The organism is Sporomusa sphaeroides DSM 2875, assembly GCF_001941975.2.
Taxonomy (GTDB): domain Bacteria; phylum Bacillota; class Negativicutes; order Sporomusales; family Sporomusaceae; genus Sporomusa; species Sporomusa sphaeroides.
The window spans coordinates 219,487-231,783 of the sequence record NZ_CP146991.1 but is presented as its reverse complement, the minus strand read 5'-3'; the positions used below and the strand labels follow the sequence as shown (position 1 = coordinate 231,783).

Here is a 12,297-nt window from a genome sequence, read left to right as displayed (position 1 = left end):
TAAATCCCCCTAAGTTAATTGCTGGAATCAAGCTGTATCGGCAGCCTTGTCGTTAAATCAAAACCATAGCCTGCAGGCAATATGTGCAGTAAAACATTGGAAATAGCCACAGGTTGATCCCGGTTAGACTCGGAAATATTGGAGTAAATAATATTTTTGCCATCAATTATGGTCACTGTTTGTGAGCCGATTACCCGGCAAAGCCGGTCAGGCCCTACAACCAGAGCGGTATCTTCGTCAATGCCAATTCCTAAGACATGCGGATTTTGCGCTACAGCCGCCAGCAAGCGGTTAATGCGCCCACGCTGGGCAAAGTGCTGATCCACTACCCCTTCACTTAAAAAACCCATACCATGAGCCATGCTTAGTGAAGATTTCTTCGGCGTATCGTTGGAATTACCGCCAACGATCATAGTCTCACTCATTACGGCCGCACCGGCACTTGTCCCGGCAATAACCGCCCCCTGTCTAAAGGCAGCACGAAGAGCGGCGTCTACTGCCGACCCACCTAAAATACTGGTTAGCCGCAGTTGGTCACCGCCTGTAAAAAATATGCCGGTGGCACTTTTGATACTTTCAGCCTGTTCTCTCTGATTTGCCGTTTCCCTGTTGGCAACAGCCATACTGGTAACCGAGACGGCACCCAGGGAAGAAAATAGTTCTTTATACTCATTGCCCACGGCCCGCGGTTCATCAGTTGCGGTGGCAATGATCACAATACGGCTGTCCCGCCCACCGGCCATATCGATAAAGTGCTGCAAAATCAAACACTTGCCTGTTTTATCTTCATGACCGCCGATAATCAGCAGACTACCTGCCGGACTGTTGTTATTCGACTCTGCTTGTTCACTCATATAGTCATAATTCTCCCGTTTTTACCTTTACTCCTATTTTTACCAAAATTGCCTATCCTTTATACAAAATATTGCACTAACCAAATATGCGGCCTCTGAATATAATGTAGCAAGAATTCGGGAGAAAACGGAGGTCTGAAATATATGAATGTCAGAATGATCTATTTGCCCCAATCGCTAAGCAGAATTAAACTTGCCGAAAGCCAGGATTACATTACTTACTGCCAAAATCAGCCTGCCAGCATTACCGATGTAACACCCGCTCCCCGTACAGACAGAGCCAAGCACCTAATCCCCAGGGCTAATATTCTTATAGTGAGATCACAGCGCCAGCTTACTTTGTTTGACGGCAACAGTCCTTTCCGGCAATACCCTGTAGCTATCGGCAAGCCTGCGACCCCCACACCGCTTGGCAATTATGCCGTTGCCACTAAAATCACGAACCCGGGCGGCGTGCTGGGAACCCGCTGGATGGGCCTTAATTACGATGCCTACGGTGTTCATGGAACTAACGCTCCCTGGCTGATTGGCAAAATGGTCTCCAACGGCTGTGTCCGGATGCACAATTCTCATGTCGAGGAACTATTTACCCTGGTAAATATCGGTACCCCTATTTATATCAGGGATTAAATCCACTAGCCGATCAGTCACCCAGCCGACCTTTTCACACCGGGCGGTAATAAACTCAAGCAATGCTTGCCGTTCCACTTTGTCCGGCAGCCACTCCTCCGGAATACTCTCGACAAACTGCGCCAATTCTCCTGGCGAAATCTCCTTGATGGCTTGAGTGTATGCATAAAAGTCCTTTGGTCTAAGATAGTACTTTAACAGCACCCCGTAAGACCGGCGGCGATTGAGGGTTATACCGTCAGTCATCCCCCGGAGCATTTCAATATTCCACTTGCCCCGGCGGAACAAGTGGGAATTATCAATGGCATACAGCTTATACCCGGCCTGTTCTTTCCGGATTAACAGATTTTTGCGATTTTCTGTCCGGTCAGGATTATGAAACAAGTGGTCAAACAGCATGACTCCGGCCATTTGTTCTTTATTTATAGCCCGGTGCAAAGTATATTTGCTTACATACCCGACTCCCTTTAGATACTCACAGCCGAAATGCCGGCCTGCCTGCACACCTGCCGTTACCAGGCGCCTGCTTTTATTAAGAACGTCAGCAGAAATATCAATCATTCCTCCTGCCGGAAAACACAGCTTGAGCCATCGTCCAAACTGAGCAGCCAACAGCTCATTTACCAGTACTTTGGAGCCAAGCCGGTTAGCCGAGAGTTTAACCACACAAATCTTGCTTTCACCATCAATGGTCTCGGCCCGGAACAGTTGGGGCGAAGTAGCTCCCAGCCCAACCGGGCCAAGATATTTTATTGCCCGAAACATCCATCCAACTCCTCTCTGATTACAAAGAAAATACGGCTTGCGCCGAGCCTTGGCGACAGCGCAAACCGCTGTTGCCCTTATCCTGCCTTTAAAAAAGTTATACTTTTTGTTAGGACAAGGAAAACAAGGCCCAGGGATTTGGTTCATCCCTGGGCCATTATTTTAGTTTGTGACCTGAGCCTCCCTACCCGCCCCGGATAAGCCGGAGTTAAACCAGCAGCTTATCCGTCCGGGCAAGGGCGACTAAACTTCAGCTGAGGGTACTCCTCCTCTGAAGCTAAGTCTGCTTTATCAACCTGTCAGAATTAAAAAGAATTGCCGGTTACAAGCCAGCTGGCAATCCAGCCGGTAGTATTACCATCAGGCAGCACCACTCTGTACCAGCCAAAAGCCTGCTCTTTAACGGTTAACATTGCTCCCCGGTTTACTTTAGCCACAATCGGGAAATTGGTGCCGGGACCTGTTCTAATATTGACGGTGTTGCCTGTAACCGTCACAGTACCGCTGGCTGTTGTTGGTGTTCCGGCGGTTGGCGTCATGGGTCCTGTTACAATTACATTCTGTTCGCCAAAGCCTTCTATGTGACCGCCGCCAGTCTCGGAAGCCGACACACTCTCGTCAGAAAACTGGCTGGCACTGACTTTGTCTGAGCTGGAGGTGCTGGCGGTATTGCTTTCGAACACACCGATTTCATCAACAGGGCTTAAAGCAAATACATCCATCTCGGTGGTAGTAACCACCCGGGTCCATATTTTAAGTACAATAGTGATATGCACTTTGCGCCGGTCATGATGGCAGTGGAAGTCATAGTCCACAAATTCTACCGTAACATCGGCCGTAGCCTTCATATCCGGCTCAGCGCCCGCTACTTCAATATCCCGGGTAAACCGGATATGTCTTTTTTCAAAAGCATGGACCGGCTGATCCGGCAGGTCGGCTACATACATTACTTTTACTTCCAGTTCACCGCGTACGACTACCTTATCCGGAATTACATCGATCTTAGTAATTTCCACCTCTTTAACATACACGTCAACCACTTGTTCAATATCAGGCTTTTGCGCCGGAACAAACATATCCAGTTCAACCACACGCTGCGCCATCTCGGCACCCAGGACTTGCTCAACCTCTATGGTTTCCAGACTTGGTTCAGGGCAGCCGCATAATAATTCGGCACTTTCCGTAGTTGTCACGCCAGCAACTTTTTTTGTGTTGCTCGACAAGGTGTCTGTCGAGGCTGAAGCAACTCTTGTGTTGTCGTCCATTATTCCCCCCCCTTTTTTAGCAATCCCTAACCTCTTATCCTTTAGGCTTGGTAGGCAATGTTCCTGTTCCGATATTTACTTCCCGGTCGGTCATAACTTTGGCGGTTACTTTAAGAATTACCGATACATCAAACTCCCGGCAATTGCGGTGGTGGTGATGCCCGTGATGATGATCATCGCAATCATCATGGTCATGGTCGTGACAACCGTGGTCGTGGTCATGGTCGTGGCAATCATCGTCATCATCGTCATCGTCATCATCGCAGTCAATGGGATCGAAATTTTTGTACTTATATGCACGGTGGTGATCATCCACATCATAGTCGACAAATTCTACTACTACGCTGGCTTCTGCGTCCATACCCCTGCGGGCGCCGGGAATATCAATGTCAAGCGTCCATTTATAGTGCTTAATTTCCACCGCGTGTACAGGCTGGTCAGGTAAGGCGGCTACATAAATGGCCTTTATTTCAAATTCACCGCGAACAATAACCTTGTCGGTAATAACGTCGACACTGTTAACTTCCACTTCTTTCACAAACACATCGACAATTTGCTCAATAGCCGGTTTTCTTTCAGGAACGACCACATGAATATCTAAGGCTTTCTGTTTTTCCTTTTCTCCAATGATTTGCCGTACAATAATAGTGCCTGTTTGCACACCTAGGGTACACGCATCATTAATGGCTCTATCGGCTCTATCGTCCATGCAGATTCCCCCCTTTGTATATTCTAGTTATATATATGCCTGCTCTAATTTTTATGTGACAAAAAATCAAAAAATGGCAGATGACAACAACCCTCCCCCAAACTTTTCCCGGCACAGGCAAACCATAAAGCAGACTTAGCTTCAGGTAGGGTTTTAACCCCATCTGAAGCTGAGTCGCCCTTATCCAGGGACTTAGTCGCTCGCCTGTGCCCGTAGGGGTAGACTCCCACCTGGAGAGGCGGGAGTCTTAGAGCGGAGTTAGTCATCGGATAAAGCTGCAGCCAGGATGGACCGCGGCAAAACAGCACCGCAAAATAGGATTTAAAAAACAACATAACATTTTTCGGGTATTCTTCATAGTATATAGCAGATGCGCTTTCCCTTTGCGGGCGGACATCAATCATCTAAAATTAAGGAGGTAATTCTTTTAATGAAGTCTTATAAGAAAAATCCTTATTGGAAGTGCGATGACGATTATCCTAAATACGGCTGTGATAAACCAGACATGGACGACTGCGCAGACATGGATATGTCCTGTTGTGTTCCACCGAAAATGAAATGCCAGCCAGTAAAAGAGTGTGTAAAAACTTTTAAATGCTACTATAAACTATACAGAATCTGTACCTACCGGTTATGCAAAATCTGCCCTTCCTGCGGCCACGAGTTCGACTATCACCAACACCGCGGTGCCTGCCCTAAATGCATGTAGTAAAAAGCAAAAACCCGCGCAATATAGTGCGGGTTTTTGCTTTTTACTCAATATAAAAGACCGGCTTCACGGTAACCAGAGCTGTTTATAATCACCGGGTCAATGAAAAAACAACATGTTTAGAAATTTGCCGCGCGCTAAAACTATAATTTAGGGAACACTATTGTTAGGAGGTGATTTATATGAGCAATATTTATGACAATAACCTTAAATCAAAACATGGCCCCCATGGTCAAATGCAAAGCCATCAGGGTCCGTACGGCGGCAAAGAAACCGACAGCTTATCCAACGCAAACGCGGCTAAAGTTCTACCTCCCACCAACGAGAGTAAAGCGCGACCCAAACAATAGCGATAGTTACCGTAAACCAAAGAGGCCGTCTACTACTGACGGCCTCTTGGTTTTTTCAATTCTTTATACCTTTCCCAATAAGAATCGGTATGTTGTTCAATATATAAAACATCATCAGCCGATAACCCGTATATGTGGTATACAACCTGATTCATCTCATGATAAGCGGCAGTAAAATCAGACAACCAGGTGGGGTTATCCTGTTCCTGCAGCGAACACAGCCGGCTAACCAGCTGTGCCAGCGTTCTCCCCAGCCCGGCCAGCAGACCGGCACGCTCCCGGTCAATGCAGAGTGGCAGTTTTTCTACTGTCTCAATATCGACCTGGGCCATAGACCGCCCTTTTTCTAAAGTCACAATATGATAATAAAAATTCATTAACCTGGAATTGAGAATACATGACAAGTAGTCTAAACAGATGCCCGGGTCCAGCACTGTCAGTGAATGAATATTGTTCAAATGGTATAAACCCGAGTTATCCACAGCAGCAATCAGGCTGTCGCCGGTCTGCCGGAGGAAAATCTTCGGTCCGGCTATCACCGCGGCATCCCAACCGCCTTTATTAAGCTTGGCGGGAGTAACATCAAGCCAGTCCCCCTGATAAACAATGCCAAACGGCAATACCTGTGAAGAGGATATTACCCCCTGCTTCCAGGAGTCACCCTGCCTGTTTTTACTCTTAATTGCCGCCTGAACCGTCAAGGAGCGCATACCTGTCCTGATTTTGGTCAAATCACCGAAGCGGTTTGGCGCTTGCTCAATGGTATCAATAATGCCTTTATCTTTTGCGTTAAAAAACAGCCGGAACCGATTGTACGCCTGATGGTCAAAATAATTCTGGGGATATTGATGTGTCACGGTTACCTTGCCTGAATCGTTTAACTTGTTAACCGCAAGCACATCAGAATGTGCCTGCTGCCGCCTGGGCCCCTTAGACAAGACAGTAATAACCGGAATACCCACCTGAACACCGCTGAACACCTTGCTGCCGGCCAGTGTCAATTCATGTATTCTGCAAGTATCCAGTATATATTGCCGTATTTTTGAATAATAGCGGCCCAAAAGATAACTGTCCGGGGTAATAAACCCCAGATACCCTCCAGGGTTTAACGCTAAGATGCTTCGCTCCAGAAACAACGCGTAATAGCTTAATTTGTACTGGGCCGAACGGGGATAATTAGCCCGCAGGTAATCGGACTGAACAACCGTCATTTTACCTACCCGGTTTAACCCGAAACTTACATATGGAGGATTGCCAACAATGAAATCATAGCCACAAGACCAAAAATCAGCCAACCGGCGCTGCTGCCCGGCATCCATAGGAATATCTGTCGGAATCTTATTGCTGTCTTCCCATTTAATCAGGCTGTCTCCTAGCAGCAGATTGGGTACTGGCTGATATAAAGGCCGCTCCCGGCACTTGTCCAACAACCGGCCGTGCGCAATAGCTATGGCCTGCGCGTCAATATCGGCCCCGTATAAGCAATGCCTGACAAGGTGGTAATGCAGGTTTTCCCGGCACCAGTAGGCTGCCCCGTCAATAGCGACCTCGGTCTGACCGTCATGGACCATATACTTCCGGTCAGCATAATATTGCCGCAGCAGCGGCAGCATTTCGCCAAATTTATGCAGCAGCAAATCATAGGCAGCAATCAAAAAATTGCCTGTGCCGCAAGCCGGATCAAGCACCTTAGGCACCGGATTGGTTACAACATCATGGTTTGCCAGCGTCTGCTGCAAAATATAATCTACAATATACTCAGGTGTATAAAATACTCCGGCAGCCTTGCGGGCCGCCCGGCGGGCGCGACGTTCAGCTTGCGTTGACACCTCAGTTACCTCCGAGTATGAAGTATAAAAATCCCTCTACTGTGTATTTCGCCAAATAGTAATTATTTCCTACCAAAATTCTTCTTTTATATAAGAAAAACCGCTAAAGCCTCCCCCACATCCAAAATTCCCTATGAAATAGAACGTTTTCCTTGTTATATAGGAAGCTTAGGCATACCCACCCGGAATTGCCTCTGGTCTCAAGCCCCCCACCATCCACACCGGTTATCGAAGCCGTAATGGCAGCACATACATCGACAGCCTTGTACCCTCAAAATAGACTTAAAGACGGGGAAAGGTATGCCCAACTTCATTGTAATGTAGTAATTCACTTACGGTAACAAATGTATAACCACGCTCATGAAGACCATCTATTATAGTGCCAAGTGCATGTGGCGTTGGGATTGGATACTGTCCATCATGCATTAAAATAATACTTCCAGGTTTTACTTCATTGAAAACTGCATCTATGATTTTCTTTTCAGGCGGGCATGCCCAGTCTCTTGTATCTATTGACCATAGTATCACCTGATACCCCCGTTGCTTGGCTATCCTAAGCACCCGTTCATTGAAAGCGCCTCCGGGAGGTCTGAATAAAGTCGGCTTCTCAGTGATTGGAAGAATCACTGCTTCTGCTTTTTCAAATTCTTCTTCAATTTTTTTATCGCTTAACTTTGGTAACGACGGATGGTTATAAGCATGAACTCCAATTTCATGACCGTCAGCCACCTCTTGAGCAAGAATTGTCGGACTATTCTCAACGTTTGTTCCTAAAACGAAGAAGGTAGCCTTTACTTTTTTGTCTTTTAATATTGCAAGAATTTCCGGAGTCACCCTTTTATGTGGTCCATCATCTATTGTCAATGCAACTACTTTCTGATTAGTAGGCACTTTAGAAATTGTTTTGCTATCGTTTGCCAACTCTTTATCTATTACCACAAACATTGCAGCCATTATTACCACCGTGCATAGCATTGAGTGGAATTTTCTCACAGGCATCCCCCTTCCAGAATACATTTATCAGAATAGGTATGAACGCGTTTCGTAATTGCCTCACCATAACCGAATACAGACATGACACTACCATTAATATAAAAGCAGCACAATCAGTAAGATATGAAATTTAGCGATGTAAAACGCCTTTATTGTAATCAACTCACTATGCCAAATATATGCAGGATGTATTTAAAAATTCCTCTTCATTTAGCATTTTCCGTATTGTACACAACAAGAGTATTTTTTTGCATAATTGTAGGATCTAGAATTTTGACGTTAATATAAAGATTACTATTTGAGCAGTTCCTTTTTTATGTCGTAAGTCATAAGATATTATGTAGCATCCAAAAAAACCAAGGAGATGATTACTTGAAATGAAAAATGATGGTACTACTGAATCTAAATTAGACGAAAGCTCACGCCATAGTCATTGGCATATTAGTAATCCGTGCGATTCCTGTAATTCCTGTGATCCATGCAACAAACATTGCCCAAGCAAGGTATGTCCATGCCCATGTCCTACCGGTGCTACCGGCGCGACTGGTGCGACTGGTGCTACTGGCGCTACTGGCGCTACTGGCGCTACTGGCGCTACTGGTGCTACTGGTGCTACTGGTGCTACTGGCGCTACTGGCGCTACTGGCGCTACTGGTGCTACTGGTGCTACTGGTGCTACTGGCGCTACTGGCGCTACTGGCGCTACTGGTGCTACCGGTGCTACCGGTGCTACTGGTGCTACTGGCGCTACTGGTGCTACTGGTGCTACTGGTGCTACTGGTGCTACTGGTGCTACCGGTGCTACTGGTGCTACTGGCGCTACCGGTGCTACTGGCGCTACTGGTGCTACTGGCGCTACTGGTGCTACTGGCGCTACTGGTGCTACTGGTGCTACTGGTGCTACTGGCGCTACCGGTGCTACTGGTGCTACTGGTGCTACTGGTGCTACTGGCGCTACTGGTGCTACTGGTGCTACTGGCGCTACTGGCGCTACTGGTGCTACTGGTGCTACTGGCGCTACTGGCGCTACCGGTGCGACTGGCGCTACTGGCGCTACCGGTGCTACTGGTGCTACCGGTGCTACCGGCGCTACCGGTGCTACCGGCGCTACCGGTGCTACCGGTGCTACCGGTGCTACTGGTGCTACTGGTGCTACTGGTGCTACTGGCGCTACTGGCGCGACTGGCGCTACTGGTGCTACTGGTGCGACTGGCGCAACTGGCGCGACCGGCGCGACTGGCGCGACTGGCGCTACCGGCGCTACTGGTGCTACTGGTGCTACTGGTGCTACTGGCGCGACTGGCGCGACTGGTGCGACTGGCACGACTGGTGCTACTGGCGCTACTGGCGCTACTGGCGCTACTGGTGCTACCGGCGCTACCGGCACGACTGGCCCGGGAGGAAGTACAATTTATTTAGGCACAGACCAGTCAGTTGGTGATTTGGATTTTTTAGGCCTGGGAACTTCATCTGCGTCGTTTATCCGCAACACGTTAGTAATACCGCAGGACACAACCATCACTGGCTTAACTTTCAGTATCCGTGATAACGCTCTCGGCACAGGAGTTGTTGCTTTGGCAGAAATATTCCGCAGCGTAGATTGTGGCGATACTTTTGCAGGTACAGGTATAATAGTTGGTGTAACTGGCCCGAATCCACCGAATTGTTGTTCATCAGTATCCGCCAGCCTTGCCGTTGATCAATGCGATCTGATATCAGTAAGAGTTACCACTGGTGGTGGTGCATTTGCCAGTGGCGTAGCCGCCACCATACTTTTCTCTGTTCCTTAAAAAAAGCAGGTCTGGTTTAAGTTAAGTCTTAAAATATCCAACATTGCTTCCCTCTTAGAATAAATAAAAGACCTGGCATAATGGCCAGGCAAAGTGGAGATTGTATCAAAAAGCCAGGTTCTTCGGAATCTGGCTTTTGTATTTTAGGCAAAATTTCAGGGCTGGCTCTACTTTGAGCCAGCCCCTTTTTCTTTATTTTATGGGAGTCTTAGGCATACCCAGCCGGAATTTACCTCTGGTCTCAAGACCGCCCACGCCATCCACGCCGGTCACCGAAGCCGTAATGGCATCACTCACGTCAACGGTTTTATTAATCGGAGTAAAGGCTACCTTTTCGGCAATGAATACCGGATCATAAGCATGAATGAAAATTCGATTAGGCGAGCTGGCAAAATTTGCGCCGGAGGATAAAATAGCCTCAAAATGCGACTGGCAAGCCCCGGCAAATATCACTAAATCATCGCGGGAGGGTTCAAATATCCGGGCCTTTTTTACTGCTGCGACAAAATGTTTGGAATTTCGGTAATTATTAATATCGTTTATATCTTTTTTACCATTCCCGGCCAAGGCATCATGTCCGGTAAGTACAAGAATATCAGGCCGGACTTCCGCTAACAAATCAATGACGGTATCCGCCTGTTTGGTTTCCTCCACCCAGTGTCCCACAGCCTGGATGTTAAGCTGGCTGTATGTTTTTAAACACATCTTGAGATACTCTTCATCACCGTCAAGATGCAGAACTCGTCCGGGTAAATCAAAAAAACTGAACTTTTTGGTAGCCTCCGAACGCCGTAGATCAGCCTGTTCCCGTTCCCGGCTGCGGCGTACCATAACCCGCCGCAATGTATCATTATGCATACTTTCCATACGAACAATTTCATTACGCAAATGCTCAGCTTCAATGCGCTGCAAGTCATCTATCGGCGAGTCAGCCATTAACCTGAGGTGCAGGCCTTTTAGAACACAGTGAGTTTGCGCAGCATCGTCAACAAACATATCTGCGACCTTGAAGACAATGTCGCCGCCATGAGACTTCCTGACAACTAGGTCGCCTACTTGAATGTCCACTCACATTCCCTCCCTTAGCTGGTAGCCCGCCAAGCCCAAATCCACAGTGTTCTTGCTGCGATATTTCCCGCCCAGCTTCGTTGGCCCGCGCGGGCATAAGGGCAACATCGGTTTCTGCTGTCGCTATCGCTCGGCACAAACCGTGTTTACTTTATCGTCGCCTTACATATGTCCGATATGCGCGGCTCCTCCGCCTTGCTGGACGAAAAATCTCGCGCAATTCATCCTATGGCTTTAGACTTGCGGGCTACTTACCTATTCCATCTTATGTATGGCTTAGCTAAAGTGCCACAAAAATACCGGCTGAGGCGGGTGGCAAACGCCTTATCCCCACTATATACTATAGTGAGCCCCATGAGGCCGCTTTCTCTGCAGACCAGTCATACTAAGACTCCAAATTCCGCAGGAGTTTTGGCACGACTAAATCTTTCTTTATCTTCATACCAGCTTACACGCATTCTTACTCCGAGGTGATGGATGTGATTTGCGTGGTCGTTCCGGCCAAAAATGAGGGGGGGCGCATCACTACTGTATTGCAAAATTTGGGAACATTGCCGATTGATCATATCATTCTAGTGGCTAACGGTTCCAAGGACAGCACAATGCGCGAGGCCTTAGCCATGCGTCTCCCCAAACTGCAAATTATCTATTTTCATGAATGTCTGGGAATTGACACTCCCCGCGCCATTGGCGCTAAAGTGGCTTTGTCACTGGGCAGCGACGTCGTCGCTTTTGTTGACGGCGACATGGTAGGCACTTTTAACGAGAATTTGATGGAGCTGATCGACGGTGTATTGCTTAAACACTTAGACATGGCACTCACTAATTGTTATCCTTCCCCGCCGCGTCATATTGAGCGACATAACCCGACTTTTCAGTGGCGGCTTAATCTTAATAAAGAATTAGGGCTTGATAAAAAAATCAACCTGGCCAGCCCGGCCCATGGTCCGCATGCGGTATCCCGCCGCCTGCTGGAAACCATTCCGTTGCGCGAGCTGGCTATTCCTCCAGTTACTATGGCTCTTGCCCGCACGCATAAACTGAAAATAGATGTGGCTACCACCATTCCCCACTACCGTCTGGGTTCATCGGTGAAAAATCAAATTCATACCAACAAAATCATTGATACCATTGTCGGCGACTGCCTTGAAGCCATTGCTGCATTCCATGACCAAAACCGCAACCGCCAATGGCAAACCAAAACCTACTTGGGTTATCATGTTGACCGGCGTTTTGATTTGCTGGACCTGTTTTTGAACGAAAAGCCCTGCTCAAAATGAGCAGGGCTTTCTCTATAACCGACAGAATATATAGTTTCACACGCCGCAAGGCCCG

General features: G+C 47.7%; 12 protein-coding genes. 5 read left to right on the top strand and 7 right to left on the bottom strand.

All coding sequences use genetic code 11. From position 1 onward, the window contains the following. Window positions 1-14 precede the first annotated feature (14 nt). Window positions 15-854, bottom strand: a complete 840-nt coding sequence (locus tag SPSPH_RS00950; RefSeq protein WP_075752350.1) for a cyanophycinase — start codon at window positions 852-854, stop codon at window positions 15-17. Window positions 855-998: 144 nt separating this feature from the next. Between SPSPH_RS00950 and SPSPH_RS00945 the strand changes: the two genes are divergently transcribed. After that, window positions 999-1,484 (top strand): L,D-transpeptidase, encoded by a 486-nt coding sequence (locus tag SPSPH_RS00945; protein WP_083945339.1) that lies wholly within the window; start codon window positions 999-1,001, stop codon window positions 1,482-1,484. Here the strand turns inward: SPSPH_RS00945 and SPSPH_RS00940 are convergent. From SPSPH_RS00940 to SPSPH_RS00930, 3 genes are all read right to left on the bottom strand, one after another. After that, window positions 1,437-2,249, bottom strand: a complete 813-nt coding sequence (locus tag SPSPH_RS00940) for a HipA family kinase (RefSeq protein ID WP_075752348.1) — start codon at window positions 2,247-2,249, stop codon at window positions 1,437-1,439. The genes SPSPH_RS00945 and SPSPH_RS00940 overlap by 48 nt on opposite strands. Window positions 2,250-2,554: 305 nt before the next feature. After that, on the bottom strand, window positions 2,555-3,514 hold the full coding sequence (locus SPSPH_RS00935; RefSeq protein WP_109298158.1) for an SPOCS domain-containing protein: 960 nt from the start codon (window positions 3,512-3,514) through the stop codon (window positions 2,555-2,557). 34 nt (window positions 3,515-3,548) lie between these two features. Further along, window positions 3,549-4,223, bottom strand: a complete 675-nt coding sequence (locus tag SPSPH_RS00930) for a DUF3794 domain-containing protein (protein ID WP_075752346.1) — start codon at window positions 4,221-4,223, stop codon at window positions 3,549-3,551. An 891-nt stretch (window positions 4,224-5,114) separates the two neighbouring features. Here SPSPH_RS00930 and SPSPH_RS00925 point away from each other — a divergent pair. Beyond that, window positions 5,115-5,282: a hypothetical protein gene (locus tag SPSPH_RS00925; RefSeq protein WP_158027032.1), complete on the top strand. Its 168-nt coding sequence runs from the start codon at window positions 5,115-5,117 to the stop codon at window positions 5,280-5,282. Window positions 5,283-5,314: 32 nt separating this feature from the next. On the opposite strand, the gene SPSPH_RS00920 is transcribed toward SPSPH_RS00925, so the two are convergent. Both SPSPH_RS00920 and SPSPH_RS00915 read right to left on the bottom strand, forming a co-directional pair. Then, on the bottom strand, window positions 5,315-7,111 hold the full coding sequence (locus SPSPH_RS00920; protein ID WP_075752342.1) for an Eco57I restriction-modification methylase domain-containing protein: 1,797 nt from the start codon (window positions 7,109-7,111) through the stop codon (window positions 5,315-5,317). 282 nt (window positions 7,112-7,393) lie between these two features. Beyond that, the gene (locus SPSPH_RS00915) at window positions 7,394-8,110 is read right to left on the bottom strand and encodes a polysaccharide deacetylase family protein (RefSeq protein ID WP_075752340.1); all 717 of its coding nucleotides are present in this window, start codon (window positions 8,108-8,110) and stop codon (window positions 7,394-7,396) included. 465 nt (window positions 8,111-8,575) lie between these two features. Between SPSPH_RS00915 and SPSPH_RS00910 the strand changes: the two genes are divergently transcribed. Both SPSPH_RS00910 and SPSPH_RS00905 read left to right on the top strand, forming a co-directional pair. Further along, on the top strand, window positions 8,576-9,523 hold the full coding sequence (locus SPSPH_RS00910; RefSeq protein ID WP_338736660.1) for a hypothetical protein: 948 nt from the start codon (window positions 8,576-8,578) through the stop codon (window positions 9,521-9,523). A gap of 155 nt (window positions 9,524-9,678) precedes the next feature. Next, a complete protein-coding gene (locus tag SPSPH_RS00905) occupies window positions 9,679-9,894 on the top strand; it encodes a hypothetical protein (RefSeq protein WP_219930486.1) in 216 nt (71 codons plus the stop codon). 192 nt (window positions 9,895-10,086) lie between these two features. On the opposite strand, the gene yabG is transcribed toward SPSPH_RS00905, so the two are convergent. Beyond that, window positions 10,087-10,962 (bottom strand): sporulation peptidase YabG, encoded by an 876-nt coding sequence (gene yabG / locus SPSPH_RS00900; protein ID WP_083945338.1) that lies wholly within the window; start codon window positions 10,960-10,962, stop codon window positions 10,087-10,089. Window positions 10,963-11,441: 479 nt separating this feature from the next. On the opposite strand from yabG, the gene SPSPH_RS00895 reads away from it, so the two are divergent. Then, window positions 11,442-12,242 carry a glycosyltransferase family 2 protein gene (locus SPSPH_RS00895; RefSeq protein WP_075752338.1) on the top strand — a complete coding sequence of 267 codons (801 nt, stop codon included), beginning with the start codon at window positions 11,442-11,444 and terminating at the stop codon, window positions 12,240-12,242. The last annotated feature ends 55 nt before the right edge of the window (window positions 12,243-12,297 follow it).